We start from the raw sequence: 24,213 nt of genomic DNA on the forward strand, positions 1-24,213 counted from the left end.
AATTAGGGAAAAATTAGTTATTTTTATCCTCCTCTACCAAAGAAAATAGTTTTTCAATGATTTTCAAAGAAACTTGTCTTTCTTCTCTTGATTGAGGACTTCTCAACTTGGTAACAGGAGTATGGAGTATTTTATTAATAATTCCTTTAGTCAGAGCTTCTACAACTTTTCTTTCTCTAGCAGAAAAATCTGGACCCATCCTGCTTAGTGCTTTTTGCAATTCCTCTTTTCTAATTAACTCCAAATCTGATCTGAGTTTATTAATTACTGGAACCGCCTCTAAACTTGCCCACCATTCAAGAAAAATGATCCTTTCTTCTTCTACTAAAGATTCTGCTTCCTTCGCTATTTTCTGTCTAAATTCTTGATTTCTTGATACGACCTCTTGTAAATCATCCACATCAAATGATTTTATAAATTCATGTTGTTTTACATCATTAGATATATTTCTCGGTACACCAATATCAATGAATTTAAGTTTATTATTCAAATTTAATTTTTCAATTTTAGCAAGATCAATTATTGGCTCTTCAGACGCTGTACTAGTAAAAACAAGAGAAGATATTGAAATGTTTTCATCTAATTCGTTTAACCCTTTACAAACGATTTCTAAGTCGGGGAAGTCTACTGCAAGATTCAATGCTCTATCAATATTTCTATTTACAAGAATAAGTTTATGACATCCTTTTGATTTTAAATGAGTTATTAAAAGCCTACTCATTCGTCCTGCCCCAACTACAAGAACCTTCTCTGATTCCAAGCTCACAAGAGTATCAAGCCCCTTTTCTTGCCCAATTTTCAATTGAGCGAGTTCTACCGCTGCTGAACTGATTGAAACTGCTCCAGTACCTAAATTTGTTTCAGATCTAACTTTTTTACCTGTACTAACAGATTGGGTTAAAAGTCTATTAAGAATAGGTCCAGTAGATTGATTCTCTTGACCTAATCTCATCATTTTTTTCACTTGAGAGAGGATTTGCCCTTCACCTAAAACGAGGCTATCGAGTCCTGCAGAAACTTTCATTAAATGTAAAACTGCATCTTCTTGTCTAAAACAAAAAAGATGAGGATTTAAATCTTCAAAAACAATTCCGGAATAATCTGCTATAAATTCTTTTATTGATGAAATACCAGTATTTTTATCCTTTACCAGCGCATAAATTTCTAGCCTATTGCAAGTACTTAAAATTGACACCTCTAACACATCAGAGAAAGATCTTAATGCTTCCAATGATTCTGTTATAGATTGGTCAGGAATACTTAACTTCTCACGCACTTCGACAGGTGCCGTGCGATGACTTAGTCCGACGACAACAATATGCATAAAATTAAAAGTGAATTTTTAAAGGCTGATACTCTTAGCACCATCTTTTATATGGACAGTATTTGTGAATCTTGCAGTACTATCTAATGTACTTATTACTAGACTGCTTGTTCTAACACAATCCCTCTCAAATTTGACTCCGTCAAATAATAATCCATCAGTTATTCCACTTCCAGCAAAAACAACATTTTCTCCCGATGCCAATTCGTTGGCTTCATAGATTTTGTCTATATCTGTTATTCCCATTTCATTTAGACGTTTTATATTCCCTTCTTTTGTGTAATCAGCCCATTCAGAAGTTTGAGCAATTGCTGGATCATAAACAAGTTGACCTTGAAAATGTCCACCTAGAGCTCTCATTGCGGCAGCCGAAATAACACCTTCTGGAGCTGCACCTATACCCATCAAGCAATGTGTTCCAGTCCCTGCAAAACCACATGCAATCGCAGCTTGAACGTCGCCATCAGAAATTGGTTGTACTTTTGCACCACATCCACGAATCTCTTTAATTAAATCTTTATGCCTTGTTCTATCCATTACAACAACAGTTAATTCATCAATAGAAAGATCCAAGCAATCGCTAAGAATTTTCAAGTTTTCAGTAGCCGAATTTCTAATATCAACTTTCCCTTTAGCAGCAGGAGGAGCTGCTAATTTGTTCATATAAAAATCAGGTGCATTAAAAAGACCGCCGGTATCTGAAGCTGCCAAAACGGCCATAGAACCTCTTTGATTATTTGCACAAAGATTAGTTCCTTCACAAGGATCTACTGCAAAATCAACCCCGGGTCCACTTCCACTCCCTACCTCTTCACCTATATAAAGCATAGGTGCTTCATCTCTTTCGCCTTCTCCAATAACAATTTTCCCTTTCATTTCAATTTTGCCCATTCGTAATCTCATTGCTTCGACAGCTGCAGCATCAGCTTCATCTTTTTGACCAAGTCCTGTTAGTTTTGCTGAGGCAATTGCTGCCTGCTCAACAACTTCGAGAATTTCTTGAATTAGAGTTTGATTCACAATTAAATTTTTGAGGATTTTCAATAATGTTTTGAGTATGATCTCATATAAAACGTCATTTTTTATGAGAATTATTATGCTAGTAAGCTTTTTTTAACTCTTTACAGCTGTTACTTTATCAGGCCATGACTTGAAATTAGGAATAAACAACTAAATATAGTATCTTTATTAAATATTTTAAAAATTAAATGACTGAGTCAAATCAAACAAATTTAGCTGGTGTTAATAGACCAATTCAAATAATTCCTTCAGTTTTACCAGCAGATTGGGCAAATATGGGGGCATGTGTGAAAGAGCTCGAGGAAGCTAGGGTAGATAGAATTCAATTTGACGTAATGGATGGAAATTTCGTACCAAATCTTACATTCGGTCCTGAAATGATTGCTGCATGCAGGAAATATTGCAATGTCCCTTTTGAAACGCAATTAATGGTAAGCCAATACAATTGCGAAACAATGCTTGAATCTTATGTAAAAGCTACAAAAGGGGCAAATGGTGAACCAGGAGTAGTAATAGCTCATGCCGAAGCAAATATTCATTTACATAGAGTTCTTGGAAGAATTAGAGACTTAGGAGGATCTCCTTCCGTTGCATTAAATCCTCATACTCCATTTGAAATGATAGAAAATATTATGGACATGGTTGATCATGTTTTAGTTATGACAGTCAACCCTGGCTTTGGAGGACAAGCTTATATTCCAACAATGCTTAATAAAATCAGAAAAATTAGAAACTTTATTATTGAAAAAAATCTAAATGTTGACATTGAAGTTGATGGAGGCATAAAAGCAAATTGGACTATTTCACAATGTGCCCATGCTGGTGCTAATTGTTTTATTGCAGGCAGTGGAATGTTTGCTTACCCAACATTAAAAGAGGGATGTGATGACTTGAGGAAAGTTGCTCAAGAAGCGCAAAAAGGAAAAGTGCTATCTGAACCTCAATAAATATTCTGCATGATTAACATTTTATCCAAATATCCAGCCATAACTATGTAAACCTATACCTAAGAAATTAACACCCAAGTAACATACTAAAACCACCAAAAAACCTGTAGTTGCTAATATTGCGGGTCTTCTTCCTTGCCAACCCTTACTTATTCGCATATGTAGATAAGCAGCATAAAACAACCATGAGATAAATGCCCATGTTTCTTTTGGGTCCCAGCTCCACCAAGTGCCCCAAGCCTCATTAGCCCAAACAGCACCTGAAATTAAACCGAGAGTCAAAAGAACAAAACCTATCAATATAGAGCGATAACTTAGCGTATCTAGTTCTTCTGAATGAGAAAATTCGATAGGATCAACCAAATCATTTAAAGGAAAATTATTAGAAATCTTAAAACCTCCTATCCCTGTAGAGCTACTTCTAATTTGAAGGGGTGTATTTTTATTAACAAATAAAACAGAAGCTGAAAGTAATGAACCAATTATTAAGGCTGCATAACTAAGCATTACAACACTAACATGCATCACTAACCAACTAGATCTTAAAGCTGGAACCAAATTTGACGATAATTTCAAATCGTCAGGCAAAACAAAACAAGCAAAAGCCACCGTAAGTAACTCAATAGGTATGGCAATTGATGGAATTATTGGTGATTGGTATTCCCTCTCTATTAGTAATTGTCCCATTGTGATGCCCCAAGTTAAGAAATAAAGAGATTCATACAAATTGCTAATTGGGAAGTGTCCAGAAATCGACCACCTAAAAAGTAATTGCAATGTTATAAATAAATTCACTAAAATAGTAAGAAGTTTTACCGTGAAAGAGGACTTTTTTCTGAAAACTGCACTAAGAGATATTGGTAGATTTACTAATAATATGTAAAACACTAAAAGTCCCAATACTGAAACTGGGTCATATATTAAATTTTTAAATAGGTTACTAAGTAACATGTCAAACTCTTATCTAGATTTAATATTCAACAACAAATAAATAATAATTTAAATCATTCTTATATGAGTAAATCTTTAATAATTAAGTTTGAATTTATTATGCAACAAATTTCAAAGTTTGAAATTTTCTCCTAAGTAATACCTCTTGACTATTGGATTATCTGCTAGTTCACTAGATGTTCCGTAAGCTAAAATTTTTCCTTCACTTAGTACATAAGACTTGTTTGTAATTAAAAGGGTTTCCCTAACATTATGGTCTGTAATAAGAATCCCAACCCCATTACCACTCAATTTAAGAATGAGTTTCTTTAAATCATTAACAGCTAGAGGATCTATCCCAGCAAAAGGTTCGTCTAATAAAAGAAATTTAGGCCCTTTTCTGCCTATTGTAAGAGCTCTTGCTATTTCACACCTCCTCCTCTCTCCCCCTGAAAGTTGATAACCATAATTATCTACAAAATTATTCAAATTAAATTCATTAATTAATTGTTCCCTTCTATTTCTAATTGCCGCTCGACTATAAGTTGAATTCTGCAAAGCCAAATCTATATTGTCCTTAACAGTAAGGTCTCTAAATATACTCGCCTCCTGTGTTAAATAACCCAACCCAAGTTTTGATCTAATTGGTAGCGGAAGATTAGTTATGTTTCTTCCATTTAGTGAAATTTCACCTCTATCAGGTCTAATGTTCCCAACGGCAAGATTAAAAGTAGTCGTTTTCCCTGCACCATTAGGTCCCATCAAACCAACAACCTCTCCTGGATTAACAGTTATAGAAACATCCTTTACGATTAATCTTCCCTTAATTGAAAGGGATACATTTTGAATTTTCAAGTTCATTTTCTTTGAAATCTTTTAGTAAATTTATTTTCTTGAAAAAATAATGAGATAGAAAACAATAATGCAATCAAAGAGAAAGATATATTCATATTCATCAAAGAGGTTTCAAAAAAGGCTTATCGTTCTCATCTAATAACTCTTTGTATTGTAATTTCCTCAATAAATTTTCCAAACTTAGAGAAAAGGATTCAAGATCAATACCTAAATTAATCTTAGTTCTAGTTTTTATTCTACCTAAGCCCTCTCCAAGCAAAATAGTCGCTCCATTTAAGTTGCCCTTACTTAAGTGAAACTGCGATACGGACACTTGTAAAATACCCTGTATGACTTGTCTTTCTTCACCATCTAAAGAATTCCAAATTTCTTCAAAAGCGTCATGAGCCTCGTACCATTTTTGATTGTTAAATAGATCTAAAGCCGTAAAAAGGGAATCTCTAAAACTTTTGGTAGTTTCTTCATTCATAAAATCAATTTTTAATATTTTTCTTCTTATTTATTTTTCTCATTCTAATTGAATCAGGTGTTACCTCGAGCATTTCGTCTGGGCCGATATATTCAAGGGCTCTTTCAAGAGTAATATCAACAGGAGACTGCAAGGTATCAAGTTCTTCAGCGCCTGCAGACCTCATATTAGTCAACTGCTTAGTTTTACATATATTTAACTCAAGATCTTGAGGACGATTATTCTCTCCAATTATCATACCTTTGTAAACTTTGACTCCAGGCTTAATGAAATAAACCCCCCTATCTTCAGCATTCTTCAATGCATAAAATGTTGCCACACCTTCCTCAAAAGCTATAAGAACCCCATTCCTACGTGTCTCAAAATCTCCTGTTTTAGGTTTATATTCATGAAAAGAGTGGCTCATGATCCCTTCACCTCTTGTTATCCGAACAAATTCCCCACGAAATCCTATTAATCCTCTAGATGGCACAAGAAATTCTAATTGCGTTCTGCCATCTGAACTTGTCTGCATGTTTTTCATCTCTGCCTTTCTCGATCCAAGTTTTTCTATACATGAACCAACAGAAACTTCTGGTACATCTAAAACCAAAGTTTCTATAGGCTCACATTCAACATTATCAATTTCTCTGAAAATTACTTGAGGTTGCGAGATTTGAAACTCAAATCCCTCTCTTCTCATTGTTTCTATCAAAATACCTAAATGTAATTCTCCTCTCCCCGAAACCGAAAACCTATCAGGAGAATCAGTCTCTTCAACCCTTAAGGCAACATTTGTCAAAAGTTCCCTTTCTAATCTATTTTTCAATTGTCTACTGGTAACAAATTTTCCTTCTTTACCAGCGAATGGGGAATCATTTACAACAAAAGTCATATTTAAGGTAGGTTCATCGACTTTTATTAATGGAAGAGGGTGAGGCGAATCTGGACATGCTATAGTCTCGCCAATATTGACGTCATCAAAGCCAGAAACAGCAACAATATCTCCTGCGAATGCTTCATTTATATCAATTCTCTGTAATCCTTCGAATCCTAGTAGCTTACTAACCTTTCCTTTAATAGTTTTTCCATTCTCTTTAATTAAACTAGCTTGTTGACCATTTTTTATTTTTCCATTATGAATTTTTCCAATTACAATTCTGCCTAAGAAGTCAGAATAATCCAAAGTAGTTATTTGAAGCTGTAGAGGCTTATTTGAGTCGCCTACTGGTGGTGGAACATGCCTTATGATTGCTTCAAAAAGAGGCATCATATTGTCACTATTTGCCTCCATCTCTTCCTTTGCGTAACCAGATAGGCCGCTCCCAAAAAGATAAGGGAAATCACATTGATCATCGTCAGCTCCTAGTTCTAGAAACAAATCAAGGACTTTATCAATGGCTATTTCTGGTACTACTCTTGGTCTATCGATTTTATTTACAAAGACTATTGGCCTAAGTCCTTTCTCTAATGCTTTTTTTAAGACAAATCTTGTTTGTGGCATTGGCCCCTCATTTGCATCAACAATAAGCAAACAACCATCAACCATGCCTAAAACCCTTTCGACTTCACCGCCAAAATCCGCATGTCCTGGTGTATCTATAATATTAATTCTGGTGTCTTTATAGTTAACGGCAGTATTTTTTGAGAGTATTGTTATTCCTCTTTCTCTTTCGAGATCATTTGAATCCATTACGCATGTTGGAATAACTTCATTGTCCCTAAATATTCCTGATTGAGATAACAATGCATCAACAAGGGTTGTCTTTCCATGATCTACATGAGCAATAATTGCAACATTCCTAATTTCTTTTATCGAAGATGACATTTATAAAATTTATATAAATAGTAAATTGACTTTATTAAGGCTAACTCAAAGAATGCTTTTTATGAAAATTTTCTCCTTAAGACTTTGAAAAACATAATTTTTAATGAATTATTTAATTTACAAATTAGATTTATAATTTTCTATTTGAAACTTCAAAAACTTTTAAGGCTTCAATTGAGCCCTCATATCTCCAATGCCAAGGTTCGTAATCTATATATTCGTTGTTTTTGTTGAAAGACAACTTAAAGTGGAACTTTGCTGCATTCTTTATTAACCATCTAAAGGCCTCAGTATTTTCGAATTCGATCTCAAAATCTGTTTCTCTTTTAGTAGCATCACCAATATCAATCGCAAAACCAGTACTATGTTCAGAATATCCTGGGGGGGCTGAGACTCTAGCTCTTTCTGCCGCCTCTTGATTTCTAATAGATTTTAAGGAATAAAAGATATCATTTTGCAAATTTATAGATCTAAAACCACTCAAAAATACTAAATATATACCATCATTTTTTGCTTCTTCTCTCATCTTGAGTAATGATTCACGCATATCAATATGAACTTCAATATGAGGCTCAATTAAAACAAGTTTCTCCTTAGGAATCTCCTCATAAGGTAGATGACCCAAAATTCTATGGTCTTGATTTCTCTCAGCCTGAGAATTGAAATTTGTAAAAGAACCTAGTTCTATATTCCCCTTCAATCGCAATATAGCGATAGAAAAAAGGAGGAAAAGAAGTGGAGAAAATATTAGTAATTTTTTAAATAATATTGAATTTGAATTATTTAAGTAAGTTCTTTTAGCGAGCGGTATATCATATTGATCTATCTCTTTGTTTTGTTCCAATATATGTATGTTGAATTTGGAAAACATATTTCGATATTAACTATTATTTTAAGAAATGCACTTTTATAAGCAAAAAAGATGTAGTTTTTATATACAGTATTATTTTTTTTACATATGTTGAGGGTAGCTGTTATTGGAGGAGGTCCAAGTGGTTCATGTGCTGCAGAAATACTTGCTAAAGCTGGGATAGAAACCTGGCTATTCGAGAGAAAACTAGATAATGCAAAACCATGTGGAGGAGCTATTCCACTTTGTATGGTAGAAGAATTTGACTTACCTGAGTCAATTATTGATAGAAAAGTAAGGCATATGAGAATGATATCCCCATCAAATAGAGAGGTAGATATTAGCTTAGATAGAGTTTACGGTAAAAGCGATAATGAGTTTATTGGGATGTGCAGAAGAGAAGTTATGGATGCCTTTATGCGCAACAGAGCATCTGATCTTGGCGCCACGCTAGTAAATGGATTAGTTACTTCTATTGATACTGGCGAAAATAATCAAGGACCATACAAACTCTCATATTCAGATTTTACTAATGGAGACAAAAAAGGAGAGCTAAAGGAGCTTACTGTTGACCTTCTTGTAGGAGCGGATGGAGCAAATAGTAGAGTTGCAAAAGCAATGGATGCAGGAGATTACAAAGTTGCTATTGCATTTCAGGAAAGAATAAAATTACCTAAAGAAGAAATGAGTTACTACGAAGATCTTGCCGAAATGTACGTTGGTACAGATGTTTCTCCTGATTTTTATGGGTGGGTATTTCCTAAATATGATCATGTTGCTGTGGGCACTGGAACTATGCAAAAGAATCAGTCATTAATTAAAGGACTTCAAGAGGGAGTAAGAAATAGAGCAAAGAAAAGACTTGTTAATGGCGAGGTAATCAAGGTAGAGGCGCATCCTATTCCAGAGCATCCAAGACCAAGGAGGGTCGTCGGAAGGATGGCATTGGTTGGTGATGCAGCCGGTTATGTCACAAAAAGCTCGGGAGAGGGAATTTATTTTGCGGCAAAGAGCGGGCGAATGTGTGCAGAAGAAATTGTTGAGGCATCAAAAAACGGTCAAGTGGTTCCATCAGAAAAAGATTTAAAAAACTATCTTAAAAAGTGGGATAAAAAATATGGCACAACTTATAAGGTTCTAGAAATTCTTCAAAATATTTTCTATAGAAACGATTCTGCAAGAGAAGCTTTTGTTGAGATGTGTGATGACATGGATGTACAAAGACTTACTTTTGATAGTTACTTATACAAAAAAGTTGTCTCAATGAAGCCATTACAGCAGCTTAAAATCACAATGCTTACACTTGGCTCGATCTTAAGAGGAAAAGCCTTAGCACCTCTAAAGTACAAACCCGTTGACAGTGCTGTTAGGGAAAATAAAGAGGTAGAAAAAATGCTAGAAAATTATTCAATAAAGGGAGGCATTAAAGTTAAGAGTTCAAAAGTGTAAAGTCGGCTATTTTAAGAGAATAATTTCTAATTAAGCTCAACAAATTGAGTCTATTATTTCTTACTTTTAAATTCTCTGACATTATTAGGACTCCCTTTTCATTATCAAATAAATCCTCGATAGTGTTTACATTAATCTCAAACAAATTAAGAAGTTCTAAATAATTGCAATAACCTTCCGAAAAAATCTTTTCTAATTCTCCAATAAATTCAAAAACTTTCAATTCGCAATCTTTTTCAAAAAGTTTTGTGTTTACATAATCTCTTGTTGAGAGAACGTCTCTTGAAAGATCACTTTTATTAGCTAATTTGCTTACCCTTGTAATTACTTTCTGGATTTCAACAAAATTATCCTTTTCGTTAAAAGTCATAATTGATTTAATCCTATTTTTAAGATCAACAATATTCAATACTCTTTTTTGAGATAATTCATCAGAAGAACAAACGGCCTTTATTAATTCTTTACTTAGTGATATTTCTTCAAGATGACTGACAATTCTTTGAACTAAAAATTGATTTAAATCATTAAATATTGTTTCCCTTGAAAAGTTTAAATTCGGAAATGTGATTTCCCAAAAATCAATAAGTTCGTTAAATAATTTATCTAAAGGTAAATGAAGTTCATAATCCCAAATTATTTTGATCACTCCATTCAAATTTCTTCTTAAAGCATAAGGATCAGATGATCCACTGGGACGTTTCCCAGAAATAAATATACTTATTAAAGTTTCGACCTTATCTGCTATAGAAACTATTGCACCATATTTTGTGGAGGGCAAAGCATCTTTATAAAAAGAAGGTAAATAATGTTCAGCGACAGCCAAGCAAACATCCTCACTAAATCCCTCATATTTAAGATATTTACCACCCATTATTCCTTGCAGCTCAGGGAATTCGAAAACAATTTCGCTACATAAGTCGTTTTTACAGTATTTAGCGGCTTCTATTATTTTTTTTTCTTCTAGAGACTTATCATTTAAAAATATAAGAATTTTTTTAGTAACTTCCTCTATCCTTTCTACCCTCTGAAAAATATTTCCAAGTCCTTTCAAATAGGAAACAGATTTAAGCTTTTCATTTCTTTCGATTGAAGCAACTTTTTTGTCACTTTCTACGAAAAATTTTGCATCTGAAAACCTTGCCCTCAATACTTTCTCATTACCTTTGGCAATTATATTATTTGATTCTTCAAGACCATTTGAAATAACGCAGAAAGTTGTACTAATATTTTTTTCAGAGCTTAAATCTAGTTTAGAAAAACTTTTGTTTTTCAATAAAAGAGGAACGTATCTTTGATGACTTTTCATGACTGTTGAGAGAACTTCAACCGGAAGATCAAGAAATTCATCACTAAATTTACCAATAATTAAGTCTGGCCATTCAACTAAATCGGTTAGTTCATTAAGTAAGCCTTCTGAAAGGTCAGGTTTCAGATTTAAAGATTTAGATGCCTGATTTATTAAACTTTCAATTTTTTCTTTTCTATCTTTTCGAATAGCTATTACTCTTTTTCGTTTCAATAATTCAAAAAAATCATCAGGATTCTGAACTTCTAAAACTTCATTGATTACCCTGTGACTTTTTGTTTTATTACTTATTTTGATCTTTGGATCACATTCATCAAATTCAAAATCAAGAATTTCATCATTATAAATAGAGGCGATCCATCTAATAGGTCTTGAAAATTTTATGTTCCCAGCCCCCCATTTCATAAATCGAGGGCCTTGAAGACTCTTTACTAATTTTGGAATAATCGAAGACAAAGAAATTTTTGTTGATAGTCCTTTCTCAATTTTCTTTCCAAATACAAAATCACCCTTTTCTGTATTTCTTATTTCTAACTCACCTACATCTATATCTAAGCTATTAGCAAATCCTAAAGCAGCATTAGTAGGACATCCATTTAAATAAGCTGAATTTGCTTTAGGTCCTTTTCTTTCTATTATTTTATCTTCCGCATAATCAACTAAACCTTCGAGAAGTAGAACTATCCGCCTTGGTGTGGAGGTAACAACTATATGTTCGTATTTGATTAACTTTTTATCCAATTCAAACTCTATTAGAGATTTAAATTGATCTAAAACAGAATGAGAAAATTTTGCAGGCAACTCTTCGGTTCCAATCTCAAGTAAATATTTAGACAAGAAAAAAATATAACTTCTAATAATATAATTTACTACCAGTTAAATAAGCTTTTCGCTAATGTATAAAAAGAGATATGTTTTGGTCCGTTGATCAAAGTTGAGAAAGTAAAAAAGAAGAAAAATCCTGCCAAAGAAGAAACAGTTTGTTTGGCAAATGGATTAGAAGTGTCTAAATTTGAAAATTTCAAGAAAAGCAGCCAATTTCTTAAGGAACCTCTTGCTACAGAACTAAATAATGAAAGCGATCACTTTACCAATGATGCAGTACAGTTATTAAAATTTCATGGTAGTTATCAACAAGATAACAGGGAAAATAGAAGGCCGGGCAAAAGTAAAGATTGGCAAATGATGCTTAGGTTAAGAAATCCGGGCGGTGAAGTCCCTGGGAAATTATTTTTAGCGTTAGATGAATTATCTGAGAAACTAGGTAATGGAACACTAAGGGCCACCACAAGACAAGCCTTTCAAATGCATGGAATTAGAAAGGAGAACCTAAAGGAAGTAATCCAAACAATAGTAAATTCAATGGGCTCCACATTAGCTGCATGTGGAGACATAAATAGAAACGTTATGGCCCCTGCGGCTCCATTTGATTCACCAGAATATAAAGTTGCAAGAGCATTGGCAAAAAAAGTTGCAGATCTTCTCACCCCAATGGCAGGCCAAGGCACCTTTTTAGAGCTTTGGGCTGATGGAGATTTAGAGTACACCATAAAGCCTGACAAAGATATTGAAGAAATTAGGAAGCTCCAATTCAAAGATAATGTTTTTAGTGGGATAAAAGATGAGCCTCTTTATGGTTCAACTTATTTACCGAGAAAATTTAAATGTGCCGTGACAGTTCCTGGGGACAATTCTGTAGATCTTCTTACCAATGACATAGGAATAGTTGCTTTTACTTCTAAAGATGGAAACTTAGAAGGGTGCAACTTCTATGTTGGAGGCGGTATGGGTCGCACACATAATAATGAAGAGACCTTTGCCAGAATTGCAGATCCACTTGGATATGTTGAAGAGCCTGATGTCTATGAATTAATACAAAGCATTGTGGCTATTCAAAGAGATTATGGTGATAGAAAATCAAGAAAAAATTCGAGAATGAAATATCTTCTTCATAGAAAAGGTATTAAATGGTTCAAGAAGATACTTTTTGAAAAGTATTTCAAAAAAGAAATTAAAAAAATCAGAAAAGAACCGGATAAAGTTCTTATTGATTATCTAGGTTGGCATAAACAAAATAAAACCTCCTATTTTGTAGGTTTACCTTTATTATCAGGAAGATTATTTGGAGAGAAGAAAACTACCATAACAAGTATCGTTAAAAAATATAATTTAGATTTAAGACTCACTCCCAATCAAGATATTTTACTTTGTAATATCGCTTATATAAACAAAGACAAAATTCAACAATCTCTATCAAAAATTGGATACGAAAATTTAGATAACATTAATGAAATACAAAGACACGCTTTAGCTTGTCCTGCTTTACCACTTTGTGGCCTTGCGATGACTGAAGCTGAAAGAATATTACCTGATGTATTAAAAAGGATTGAAAATTTACTATTAGATCTAAAAATACAAAAGACAATATTATTCAGAATGACAGGATGTCCGAATGGATGCACCAGGCCTTATATGGCCGAATTAGCACTTGTTGGAAGTGGCCAAAACAAATACCAATTATGGTTAGGGGGAAGTAAAAATCTACAAAGGCTGGCTAAACCATTCTTACAAAGAATGGAACTTAACGATTTAGAAAAAACTCTTCAACCATTATTTGATAATTGGAAGAGTAATTTGGATTTGGATTTCGGAGATTTTGTAAATAACCAAGACGAAAGTTCTATTTTAGACTTACTAAATGAGATTCAATAGAATTTAAACTTTTCCATAAATCGCATTTTCTTTTTTATTCTTCCAAGCCCATAGTTGATCACCATAACTAAAATGCCACCATTCATTTGGATGTTGAGCAAAACCAAATTTAGTCATAATTTCCCTTAATAAATTTCTTCTACTATCCCAAATAATTGCTTCTTCATTCTTTTTGTTTGCATAAAAAAAAGGGTTTGAAGTTTCATCCATTTGATCAACCTTACTTCCCATTTCAAAAAGATTTCCCTCTTTATCAGATAAACAAACATCCAATGCGCCCCCAGTTGAATGAGGTGGGGGACATCTAGAGTCAAAAGAGGGATATGCCCAAAATTTTTCAACTTTTTTTAAGATAGATGGATAAGATTTCATATTTTTTAAAGAAGCATCAATATCCAATTTTTCACACTCTTTTAAAAATGCTCTTTTAAACATAAATTCTTGAACTTCTAAAGGTCGCCAACTGTCATAAATCAAAAGGTAAAAACTATTCTTTGATATCAAATAATCATTTACTTTTACTAATCTATTTACAACCTCCTCTCTTAATTTCCAAATAGAAGTTTTATCTTTGTAAGGTGCTCCTAAATCCAAGTAAGGGTGCGGATCTAAAAAGTTTAAGTAGCTAGGAATAGTTACTAATTTATCTCCATTATCTTTAATTGGTACTTTATTCCATATTTTCAATTGAAATTTGCAATTAATTTATAGTTGCATACCTATCTAAAAATACAATGATCGTTTTCAATTCAAGAAATCATGAATGAATTTATTATCAGAATTATCAATGAGTAAATTTCTTAAAATAATATTTTCTTTTAAATCAGGATCATTACTAACAACCTTAATAGCCTCTTCTCGGGCCTTTTCAATTAAAAATTTATTGTTAGGTAAATTGTCCAATACAAAATCAGGCAATCCAGATTGTCTATATCCTAAAATCTGGCCTGGGCCTCTAAGCTCCAAGTCTTTTTCGGCAATATAAAAGCCATCATTGGACTTTTGCAAAACACATAGTCGCTTATTTTCTAATCCATTTTTATCAGAAGTTACTAGATAACAAAAAGATTTAGATGATCCCCTACCGACTCTACCCCTTAGTTGATGAAGCTGAGATAACCCAAATCTTTCCGAATTATAAATAATCATAATTGTGGCATTAGCCACATCGATTCCAACCTCAATTACAGTAGTTGAAACCAATATATTAATTTCATTTTTTACAAAAGAATTAATCACTTCATTCTTTTCTTGCGAATTTAATTTTCCATGCAATAATCCAACTTTTTTATTAATAAAGACCTCTTCAGATAAATATTTAAATATTTTCTTTGCAGAACTTAAATTCATTTTTTCTGAATCTTCTATAAGTGGCAGAATCACATAAGCTTGCCTTCCTTGAGTGATCTCATCATCAACAATCTTGAACAATCTATTTAAATCATCTTCAGAAATTATTTTTGTAGATATTGGAACTCGCCCAGGAGGAAGTTCTGTAATTTGACTTACATCTAAATCACCGTAGATAGAAAGCGCTAGAGTTCTTGGAATTGGTGTCGCTGTCATTGATAACAAATTAGTATTATCCCCTTTATTAAGTAATCTATTTCTTTGAGTAACTCCAAACCTATGTTGTTCATCAATTACTACCATTCCTAATGAATTAAATATGACTTTATCCTCAAATAATGCGTGGGTACCTACAAGGATATCAACTAGTCCATTATTCAAATTCGAGAGAATTTCTTTTCTTTTTTTTTGAGGGGTATTCCCAGTAAGAAGTTCGACAGAGACAAAAAGTGGGTTCAAATATTTTAATAAACTTTTATAATGTTGTTCCGCTAATACTTCAGTAGGAACCATAAAAGCACCTTGCAGGTTTTTTTCAATAACAATTAAAAGTGAGGCTATTGCAATTATAGTTTTACCACTGCCCACATCTCCTTGAAGCAGTCTCGACATTGGAGCTGGATTAGATAAATCTTCCTTAATTTCATCTAAAACATTTACTTGGGATTTTGTTAATTCAAAAGGAAAAGCATTTAAAAATTCTTTTAGTAAAGATTTCTTTTGAGGTAATTGTTTGTTAATAACATTTTTATTCGTCTTTCTTTTTCTAAGTAGGAATTTTATTTGCAGCAGAAACAACTCATCAAAAACCAAACGTTTTTTTGACTCAATAAGTGCCTCTTGAGTTGGTGGGAAATGAATATTAATCAAAGACTCTCCTTTCGATAATAAAGATAATGAATCAAGTTGCTTATGATTTAAAATTTCTGGATATTTCTTTGCGTAAATTAGTATCTTTTTCATGAGTTTTATAAAACTCATATTCGATAACGTTTCAGCTAATGAATACAAGGGCAATATTTTTCCAGAGAAATTAAAATTATCATTGTTATCCTTGAGAATTTCAATCTGCGGATCCACAAAAGTTTTACCATATTCTGTCAGTTTAACCTTGCCGGAAATTGCTAATTTAGTTCCTGGAGTATACAAAGATTTCTGAGATGCGAAAAAGGAATAAGATCTAAATCTCCTTCCTAAAAAAAATTTTGTAACCTTTATCGAAGACGTTTCATCAGAAACGACAAAGTTCATTATCGATAAATTATTATTCTTTTTACTCTTATGCATATAAAATCTTTTAATATTTGCGATGCACGTATATAAATTATCTGGTTTTAAATTCATTATCTTAACTCTATTCGTATAGTCTAAATATGTTCGTGGAAAATAATTTATTAGATCTTTTATATGAAAAATCCCTAGTTCATTAAGCTTATTTTTATACACTTTCCCTACATTTTTTATTAATGAAATCTCTGAATCAAGAGACAAATTTGAATCAGCTTTTTTCAAAATAATCCTATTAGAAATATCATTAGAACTTTCTACATCCAAGGTTTTACCAAGGTTATAAAGACTTTTTCTTGTATCTATAATTAACCTTTTTCTTTGATTATCATCTAATTTATTATATTCATAATATTTTTTAGAAAACTCATCAAATATTCTCAAATATTCTTCTGATAGATTCAAATTATCTATTTTTGTTAGTGATTCATGTAGATAATCATTAAAAAATTTCTCTCTTCCTAAGGTATTAATATATTTGTTTTCAGTTTCAATAGTTAGAGACTTTTGAAGAGGTCTTATCCAATCTTTAATTAATTTATTATTATTCCCGCTAAAAGTCACATTTAAAAAAATTTTTAATTTTCAACGTATCTTATTCAAAGTTATTTCTTTTTGCCTCCAGTATGTCTCTTTTTTAATCAAACGCTGAAATTGATTTTTTAGCTCATTTATCTTATTCCTTTGAATAGAAAGATTTAAATTTTTAAACTCTAACTCAACAGTAGATATATTGAAAAAAATAATATTGGGAAGCTTGAGACTTTTTGATGATGACTGATGTGTATTGAATTCAAAATTAATAACAAACGGACGTGGATGTTTAATCATCAAATTTTTGCCTACTAGGTATTCAAATGAATCTTCAGAAATAATCTTTTTTATTAGATTGGCCTTAAATAATTCTAGATTAATATTATATGAAAGATTTAAAAGTAAATTTTTCAATGACTCGTCAATTAAATCAAAGTTTTTTAGGCTCTGATATTTGGAATAAATATCCACATTAGTCATATTCTGGTTTTCAGAATGGACTGAATTTTCAACCTTAATTTCATCCAATAATTCTATTAGAGAAAAAATAAATTGTTTTTCCAATTCCACATTTTCAATCATATTTTTATTAGATAGATTATTAAGGTAGGCATCCTTATCTAAATCAAGTGATACTAATTTCTCATAATTCTCAACTTGATAATATTCAGAAGTATTAAAAATATCCTCATTCGCCTCAAACAGAACAGGTTTTTCAAATTGAAAACCTTCTTCATATTGAATTTCTTCTTTTTGGTAATACTTTGTTTTTATGGTATTTTCTAAACTTTTAAAAGTATTCTTTTTATTTATATTTTTATCAATCTCATTTATTTTTAATTGTTCTATTGTGAGAAAAGGCAACTTTGAATAAATAAGCTTACTAATTTTTTTTTCAAAGAAGCAAAAAAATTCGTTTCTATTAAAGGAAACATTTTCAATTAATGAATCACCACATAATTCATGAATACCTTTTTCTACAGAAATATATAAAAGATCTCTTACAAATTTAAGGTAAAGTTCATATTCTATATTGATATTACGAATTAATCTGATTTTTTCTATATCTGCTTTCCGCAATTGAGAATTAATTTTTTCAATTTCTAAGCAGTTATTAGAATTCTTCAAGTTACTTGTTTGATTGCATAGATGCAACCTCTTCAGCGAAGTCCATCTGGTTTTTTTCTATACCTTCACCCAATGTATATCTAGTAAAGCGTCTTACTTTGATATTTTCTCCAATTTTTGCTGCGGCTTGTTTTACAAGGTCCTCAACTGTAAGAGAACTGTCTTTAATATAAGGTTGAGAAAGTAAAACTAACTCATTCAACCTTTTCGCTATTCTCCCTTCAACTATTTTTTCTTTAATTTGCTCTGGTTTGCCTGATAAATCATCTCTCCCCATTTCAATCTGCTTTTCTTTTTCTACGACATCTTCTGGTATTTCATCAATTGAGACATACTCAACATTTGGGCAAGCGGCTACCTGCATCGAGACATCTTTTAAAAGGGATTGAAATATATCACCTCTAGCAACAAAATCAGTTTCACAATTTAACTCTAGTAAAACGCCTACTCTTGATCCTGTGTGTATATAACTCCCTATAGAACCTTCAGTTGCAACTCTTCCTGATTTCTTTTCTGCACTAGCTATACCTTTCTTTCTTAACCATTCCAAAGCTTTTTCGACATTTCCATCGGTTTCATTAAGTGCTTTTTTGCAATCCATCATTCCGGCTCCAGTCTTATCTCTAAGATCTTTTACGAGTTTTGCTGTAATGTTTCCCATTTAAGTAATAAAAAAGTAATAAAAATAGTAAGAGTTAAATTAAAATTTAATTTTTCCTGTCGGCATTAGATCCTTTCCTACCTTCGTTTATAGCATCTGCAAGTCTTCCTAAGATAAGTTGAACAGATCTAACTGCATCATCGTTACATGGAATTGGGACTTCACACAAATCCGGATCACAATTGGTATCCAACATTGAAACTAATGAAATATCTAATTTTCTTGCTTCTAAAACTGCATTAGATTCTCTTCTTTGGTCAACCAAAACCACAACATCAGGTAGTCTTCTCATACCCTTAAGTCCTCCCAAATACTTCTGTAATCTTTCAAGTTCTCTTCTTAAAACTGCTGCTTCTTTTTTGGGTCTCATAGCAATTGAACCACTACTTTCCATTCTTTCAAGATCCTTTAATCTCTCGATCCTAGCTTTCATAGTTGCCCAGTTTGTCAACATCCCTCCAAGCCACCTTTGGTTTACATATGAAGCGCCACATCTAGTAGCCTCTTGGGCAACTACATCTGATGCTTGTTTTTTTGTCCCCACAAAAAGGAATCGTTTACCACTTTTTGCTGCGTTCCTTGTCCATTTGTATGCATCATTCATACATAATGCAGTTTTCACGAGGTCAATTATATGTACTCCATTTCTCGCGCAATATATATATTTAGACATTTTGGGATTCCAACGTCTAGTTTGATGCCCAAAATGAGCACCAGCTTCCATCATTTCAGATAGTGATACAACAGCCATAATTTAAAGGGTTTCGGGTTAGCCTCCATCTGACGGGGATTTACAGTGAATCACCCGAAACTGTCAGATGTGTGGATTTAATTTAAACCATTGTAGCAAGTGATGTGTATTTCTAAAAGTTTCTTATTTTGTTTTAGTTAGCTGTTTAATATAAATATAATTTAGTGGAATCCTAAGTATCTCAAGCGCTAGTCTGTTTTTCTTTTTACTAACTAAAAACCTCAAAAAAGGAAGGATTCTATCTACACTGATTAATCCTCCCAGACACAGAGATTGCCAAAGTAATATATGAAGCGGTGTTAATTGAATCATAAATCTAACCCTTAAATTCGGATGTTTTTTATAAAAAAGTAAGGCCATCTTTGCCCTTTCTTTTTCTTGAACTATTAATGCTTCTATTTGTTCGCAATCAAATGGTGGGTGCCAATGAAACCCAACAGCATTTGGACATTTAATTAATTTTGTTCCTATTTTCCTTAATCTTTCTCCTAATTCAAGATCCTCCCAGCCATAAAGACTGAAGGATGTATCAAATAAACCGGCACTTATGATTAATTCTTTTGATATTGCAACATTACCAGTAGCAAAGTAAGCAAAAGAAGTATCCGTTAATTTATTTTTTTCAATCTGAGGATTTAGAAAATTAGATGTATTAATTACAGAACCATAGGTAAAACATTTTTTATTATTTCTCCTCCATGAGGCAAGTAATTTTTCAACATGGCAGTTTATAAAATCATCTAAAACTATAAGATCACTGTCAATAAAAATAATTATTTCATATTTTGATTTAATTACTCCAAGATTTCTGCCTAGTGCAGGACCTCCATGTTCCTGTTGAAAAAGAACCACATGTGGCAAATTATCTTTATTATTTTTAATCCACAAGCTAGTTCCATCTGTAGAGCCATCATCAACGACAATTATTTCATAATTTCCGATATTTGTATTTAAAGTCTGATTCTCAAGAGCTTTAAGACATTTCATTAATATAGGTTTTCTATTATATGTTGGTATAACAATGCTTACATTCATGATCTCGTTCTAAATATGAACTATTAAAAGTACTACTTAAAGATTAATGGGAAAAGTATTATCTAATCAGCTGCCCCACCATTATTTGCAGTACCAGTAACATTGCCATCAGGTTTACCGTCAGTTCTTAATTTTCTTTTTTTGAACTTCCTAGCATAAGCTCGATTACGTTCTTGTTTTTCTTTTTTAAGATTCCTTCTCTTTGACATGAAAATTTTAACTTTAAACTATACTAGCTCACTATGAGCACTAAAAATCTTACCATCTTCCATGCTTAATATCCTATCTGCCATATCAGTAATTCTAGGATCATGAGTAACCATAAGTACCGAGCAATTTTGATCTTTTGCTAATTTCTTTAAGAGAGTAACTATTTCCCTACCTGTTACGCTATCTAAAGCAGAAGTTGGCTCATCAGCAAGTAAAAGCTTTGGATTTGCAGATAGCGCCCGAGCAATTGCTACTCTTTGTTTCTGACCTCCAGATAAGTCATTGGGCAATTTCTTGTGATGATCTTCTAATCCAACTGCTGAAAGCCATTTTCGTGCAATTTCACGTCTTTGCAAATAAGTTAAATCTTTTATTAAATCTGAACCCATTTGAACATTTTGTTCAGCTGTTAAACATCTCAAAAGGTTATGACCTTGAAAAATCATCCCAATACTTCTTCTGAGAATCTGCCTAGTTTTTCTTGTTGCACCATTTAATTGTTTATTTAATACAGTTAAGTTTCCACTTTGACAAGTTCTCAAAGCTCCAATCAATGTTAATAAAGTTGTTTTGCCGCATCCAGAAGGTCCTTTTAGAAGAACCAATTCTCCTCTATCGATATTCAAATTAACATTATCAAGAACTTGTTTTTTATTTTCATTTTTTCCATAAAAGTGACTTAAATTATTTATTGAAACTGTCTTTAAATTATTAAAGACTTTTTCTGATTTATTACCTTTATCCATAAGTTTTGTTGGTAAGTTAAAAAATCTCAGCAGGATCAGCATCAACTAATTTACGCATAGCAATACCTGCAGAACCCATACACATAACTAAAACTAGTACAAAAATTAAAATTGTTTTTTCTGTATCCATTATTATTGGGAGTTTAGTGGAGTTTCTTATGACGGAGTAAAGTATTTGGCCAGAGAAATAAGCAGGTAAATAGCCAAACAATGCCAACAAAAATCCCTCTCTTGCGACAACAAAGAAAAGAGACTTTAATCTATACCCCATAGCCAATAAGGTCGCATACTCTGGGAGGTGGTCAGTTACATCACTATAAAGAATTTGATACACGACAACGCAACCTACAACAAAACCCATCAAAGCTCCCAAACTAAATATAAAACCTATTGCGGTGCTATTTTTCCAATAATTTTTTTCAAATTCTATAAATTGATTTTTTGTAAGAACTCGAACATCATTTGGAAGTGAATTATTTAAAATTTTCGAAATCAAAATAGGGTCAGATCCCTTTCTAAGTTTTACTAGACCAATTTCTATACTTCCAGGAGGATTAGCAGGGAATAGTCTTAAGAACGTTTCTCGACTTGTTATCAAATTACCGTCTGCACCAAATGATGGTCCTAACTCAACAAGTCCTTCCACAATAACTCTTTTACCAGCAACTTCAGTTTCAACTTTTTGATCTGATAAGAACCATTCTTCAATCGGTCCGAATTCAGGTCTGGAAAGTTTGTCAAAAAGGACTCTTGATGGATTTCTTAATTTATATGCTTTTTTAGAAAATCCATCATCTAAAAGAAGAGAATCAGAAGGATTAAATCCTAAAGCAAGTATAGATCTAGTTTTAAGATTTTCAGGGTTTCTCCAAAGTAGATAATTTAGATTGACAGGCGCAGTTTTCTCAACATCCTCCAAGGCAAGAGTTTGAACCAATCTTCTTTTTGGAAATCCACTCATGCTAATGGAACTTTTTGATCTAGGACTAATTAAAACAAGGTCAGCATCTAGAAGTTTATGGATAGTTACGCTCGTATCAAATAGACCATCTCTAAAGCCTAATTGCATAAACATCAAAATCCCTGCGAAACTTATTCCTGCAATAGCAACTGCCAACCTTAGTGGTTGCCTAGTCAACAATAACCAAGCTAAAGGAATTTTCCTAAATTTAAAAGGAGAAAAATTCATTAAGGAATAAATTTTGCAATAACTTTCATCCCTGCATAGTTTTGCACAATATCGATAGATTCTTTATCTAATTTTACTAGTACCTCAACAATACGCGAATCAGCATCTCCTGTTGGATCAGTTGATAAAACTTTTCTTTGTTTCACCTGAGGGCTTATCCTAATTACCTGCCCCTTAAGAGTTTTTTTGAAACCACCATTTTCACTAGTTAATTCAACATTCTGAGAGATGGAGACTCTATCAATATCAGATTCATAAACCTCTATAAGAGCCTCCATCTTTTGACTTGAACCTATATCTAAGATCCCATTATTTTTAGGCCTTTCACCAACTCTTGTATTTATCCCAAGTATAAAACCATCAATTGGACTCCTTAGTTTTGAATTAAAGAGATCTATCTCGATATTTTTTTTATCTCCGGTATAGTTTATTTTTTGTTTTTGCAACTTTAACAATTCATCTTTTCTTTGCGACATCTGAACAACAGAATAAACATCTTGACTCAATGCCAACTCATACCTCTTAATTTGATCTTTCTTTAAGGAAATTTCCTCATCAGTAGTTCCGAGTAGATAATTTATTCTTGAAAGATCTGCGATTAACTTTTCTCTGTTTTCGAAAATTGCAAGGACATCACCCTTTTTAACAAAATCTCCTTCTTTCACCAAAAGTTCTTTAATTCGAGGAGACGAACCAAACTGACTTATAGGAGCTGCCAATTGTCTAATTTCACCAGAAGGAGAAAGTTGACCAAGTGCCGCAACCGCTATAATTGATGGTATAGAGTCTGGATTTACTTTATCTTCAAGTCTGGTATTTGAACTGTTAGTGCTTGAACAGGAAACCATGCCAAGAGAGATTGGTGTAAAAAACAGTAAGAGAAAAAATAACTTTTTTAGAGTTTTCAAAAACATTAAAAATCAAACAATACAGTTTTTACATAATTATTTACCCATTTTTCGTCAAAATATTTCAGAAGTACCATACTGGTCTTTTCGTTTCTCATTTGTTGAACACAATAATTCTTTTGATAATTTATTCTTTCTTGAATAATTTCCTCTTTTTGTTCAGGCCTAGCATTCTTACTTAACTTGATCAATACAGAAAGATAATGATCAACAATATCACAAAAATAATTTTTTTCAGATTCGTTTTTTAGTGAAGCAAAAAGTACATTTTTGGAGAAAATCTCTCCCCATTCAGGAAGCGCTCTTAATGAGGTGAAAGAACTTTTATCTATTGCTGATAGAAGATTTTCGTATTTTATATATTGATTTTGAGAAGAAGGAGATAAATCAACAATCGCAGCTGAGACTATATCATTTATTTTTACTAAATCCATTCCAAAAATTGGAATATCAAACTTTGGATCAGGGAAAAAAACGCAATGCAAAATTCTAAGATTTTTAGAAAACTCTGCTACTTCGATATGTAGCTTTCTAAATCCTTTTGCAACATGAAATTCGTTTTCTATGAAAAGTTCTCTCCCTATTTTATTGGATATTATATTCGAAATATTTGGATCAATATTTATGCTACTAATGTTCTCAAGCATAGATCTACGCTCTCTGAGGATTTTCAACAAGTCCAAAATAAGAGGATCAGTTAATTTAGTTTTAGTTAAAGATTCAGACAACAAAGCTAAAAAAGACC

22 protein-coding genes are annotated in these 24,213 nt (G+C 32.4%); 3 read left to right on the top strand and 19 right to left on the bottom strand.

Annotated elements, in window-relative coordinates:
- Nucleotides 1-13: 13 nt before the first annotated feature.
- Together JJ842_01280 and glpX are read right to left on the bottom strand one after the other, a co-directional pair.
- On the bottom strand, nt 14-1,324 hold the full coding sequence (locus JJ842_01280) for a glutamyl-tRNA reductase (protein ID MBO6970544.1): 1,311 nt from the start codon (nt 1,322-1,324) through the stop codon (nt 14-16).
- Nucleotides 1,325-1,342: 18 nt separating this feature from the next.
- Nucleotides 1,343-2,344 (bottom strand): class II fructose-bisphosphatase, encoded by a 1,002-nt coding sequence (gene glpX / locus JJ842_01285; GenBank protein MBO6970545.1) that lies wholly within the window; start codon nt 2,342-2,344, stop codon nt 1,343-1,345.
- Nucleotides 2,345-2,532: 188 nt separating this feature from the next.
- Here glpX and rpe point away from each other — a divergent pair, with 188 nt between their 5' ends.
- Nucleotides 2,533-3,291 (top strand): ribulose-phosphate 3-epimerase, encoded by a 759-nt coding sequence (gene rpe / locus JJ842_01290; GenBank protein MBO6970546.1) that lies wholly within the window; start codon nt 2,533-2,535, stop codon nt 3,289-3,291.
- 21 nt (nt 3,292-3,312) lie between these two features.
- Here rpe and ccsB read toward each other — a convergent pair whose 3' ends face one another.
- The 5 genes from ccsB to JJ842_01315 all read right to left on the bottom strand — a co-directional run bounded on the left by ccsB (nt 3,313) and on the right by JJ842_01315 (nt 8,196).
- Complete coding sequence (ccsB, locus tag JJ842_01295) at nt 3,313-4,242, bottom strand: c-type cytochrome biogenesis protein CcsB (protein MBO6970547.1); 930 nt, start codon at nt 4,240-4,242, stop codon at nt 3,313-3,315.
- A gap of 111 nt (nt 4,243-4,353) precedes the next feature.
- Nucleotides 4,354-5,082: an LPS export ABC transporter ATP-binding protein gene (lptB, locus tag JJ842_01300; protein ID MBO6970548.1), complete on the bottom strand. Its 729-nt coding sequence runs from the start codon at nt 5,080-5,082 to the stop codon at nt 4,354-4,356.
- A 94-nt stretch (nt 5,083-5,176) separates the two neighbouring features.
- The gene (locus JJ842_01305) at nt 5,177-5,545 is read right to left on the bottom strand and encodes a DUF309 domain-containing protein (protein ID MBO6970549.1); all 369 of its coding nucleotides are present in this window, start codon (nt 5,543-5,545) and stop codon (nt 5,177-5,179) included.
- A 4-nt stretch (nt 5,546-5,549) separates the two neighbouring features.
- A complete protein-coding gene (gene typA / locus JJ842_01310; GenBank protein MBO6970550.1) occupies nt 5,550-7,352 on the bottom strand; it encodes a translational GTPase TypA in 1,803 nt (600 codons plus the stop codon).
- A gap of 130 nt (nt 7,353-7,482) precedes the next feature.
- Entirely contained in the window at nt 7,483-8,196 is a 714-nt protein-coding gene (locus JJ842_01315; protein MBO6970551.1) for a D-alanyl-D-alanine carboxypeptidase family protein, read from the bottom strand.
- A 114-nt stretch (nt 8,197-8,310) separates the two neighbouring features.
- On the opposite strand from JJ842_01315, the gene chlP reads away from it, so the two are divergent.
- Nucleotides 8,311-9,651 (top strand): geranylgeranyl reductase, encoded by a 1,341-nt coding sequence (gene chlP, locus JJ842_01320; GenBank protein MBO6970552.1) that lies wholly within the window; start codon nt 8,311-8,313, stop codon nt 9,649-9,651.
- Here the strand turns inward: chlP and JJ842_01325 are convergent.
- Nucleotides 9,632-11,794 carry a glycine--tRNA ligase subunit beta gene (locus JJ842_01325; protein MBO6970553.1) on the bottom strand — a complete coding sequence of 721 codons (2,163 nt, stop codon included), beginning with the start codon at nt 11,792-11,794 and terminating at the stop codon, nt 9,632-9,634. The genes chlP and JJ842_01325 overlap by 20 nt on opposite strands.
- Nucleotides 11,795-11,881: 87 nt before the next feature.
- Here JJ842_01325 and JJ842_01330 point away from each other — a divergent pair, with 87 nt between their 5' ends.
- Complete coding sequence (locus JJ842_01330) at nt 11,882-13,669, top strand: NADPH-dependent assimilatory sulfite reductase hemoprotein subunit (protein MBO6970554.1); 1,788 nt, start codon at nt 11,882-11,884, stop codon at nt 13,667-13,669.
- A gap of 3 nt (nt 13,670-13,672) precedes the next feature.
- Here JJ842_01330 and JJ842_01335 read toward each other — a convergent pair whose 3' ends face one another.
- From JJ842_01335 to JJ842_01385, 11 genes are all read right to left on the bottom strand, one after another.
- Entirely contained in the window at nt 13,673-14,356 is a 684-nt protein-coding gene (locus tag JJ842_01335) for a D-Ala-D-Ala dipeptidase (protein MBO6970555.1), read from the bottom strand.
- Between the two features lie 57 nt (nt 14,357-14,413).
- Nucleotides 14,414-16,870 carry an ATP-dependent DNA helicase RecG gene (recG, locus tag JJ842_01340; GenBank protein MBO6970556.1) on the bottom strand — a complete coding sequence of 819 codons (2,457 nt, stop codon included), beginning with the start codon at nt 16,868-16,870 and terminating at the stop codon, nt 14,414-14,416.
- 21 nt (nt 16,871-16,891) lie between these two features.
- Nucleotides 16,892-17,968, bottom strand: a complete 1,077-nt coding sequence (locus JJ842_01345; protein ID MBO6970557.1) for an adenylate cyclase — start codon at nt 17,966-17,968, stop codon at nt 16,892-16,894.
- Nucleotide 17,969: 1 nt separating this feature from the next.
- Nucleotides 17,970-18,629, bottom strand: coding sequence for a translation elongation factor Ts (gene tsf / locus JJ842_01350; protein ID MBO6970558.1), 660 nt, complete (start codon nt 18,627-18,629; stop codon nt 17,970-17,972).
- 46 nt (nt 18,630-18,675) lie between these two features.
- The gene (rpsB, locus tag JJ842_01355; GenBank protein ID MBO6970559.1) at nt 18,676-19,380 is read right to left on the bottom strand and encodes a 30S ribosomal protein S2; all 705 of its coding nucleotides are present in this window, start codon (nt 19,378-19,380) and stop codon (nt 18,676-18,678) included.
- A gap of 123 nt (nt 19,381-19,503) precedes the next feature.
- Nucleotides 19,504-20,415, bottom strand: a complete 912-nt coding sequence (locus JJ842_01360) for a glycosyltransferase family 2 protein (protein MBO6970560.1) — start codon at nt 20,413-20,415, stop codon at nt 19,504-19,506.
- A gap of 62 nt (nt 20,416-20,477) precedes the next feature.
- Nucleotides 20,478-20,624, bottom strand: a complete 147-nt coding sequence (locus JJ842_01365; GenBank protein MBO6970561.1) for a hypothetical protein — start codon at nt 20,622-20,624, stop codon at nt 20,478-20,480.
- 18 nt (nt 20,625-20,642) lie between these two features.
- A complete protein-coding gene (locus JJ842_01370) occupies nt 20,643-21,371 on the bottom strand; it encodes a DevA family ABC transporter ATP-binding protein (protein MBO6970562.1) in 729 nt (242 codons plus the stop codon).
- Nucleotides 21,372-21,387: 16 nt separating this feature from the next.
- A complete protein-coding gene (locus tag JJ842_01375) occupies nt 21,388-22,560 on the bottom strand; it encodes an FtsX-like permease family protein (protein ID MBO6970563.1) in 1,173 nt (390 codons plus the stop codon).
- Complete coding sequence (locus JJ842_01380; GenBank protein ID MBO6970564.1) at nt 22,560-23,474, bottom strand: HlyD family efflux transporter periplasmic adaptor subunit; 915 nt, start codon at nt 23,472-23,474, stop codon at nt 22,560-22,562. The genes JJ842_01375 and JJ842_01380 overlap by 1 nt, the downstream gene beginning before the upstream one ends.
- Complete coding sequence (locus JJ842_01385; protein ID MBO6970565.1) at nt 23,474-24,199, bottom strand: phycocyanobilin:ferredoxin oxidoreductase; 726 nt, start codon at nt 24,197-24,199, stop codon at nt 23,474-23,476. Before JJ842_01385 ends, JJ842_01380 begins: the two co-directional genes overlap by 1 nt.
- Nucleotides 24,200-24,213 lie beyond the last annotated feature (14 nt).

Source organism: Prochlorococcus marinus CUG1433 (genome assembly GCA_017644425.1).
GTDB lineage: Bacteria > Cyanobacteriota > Cyanobacteriia > PCC-6307 > Cyanobiaceae > Prochlorococcus_A > Prochlorococcus_A marinus_U.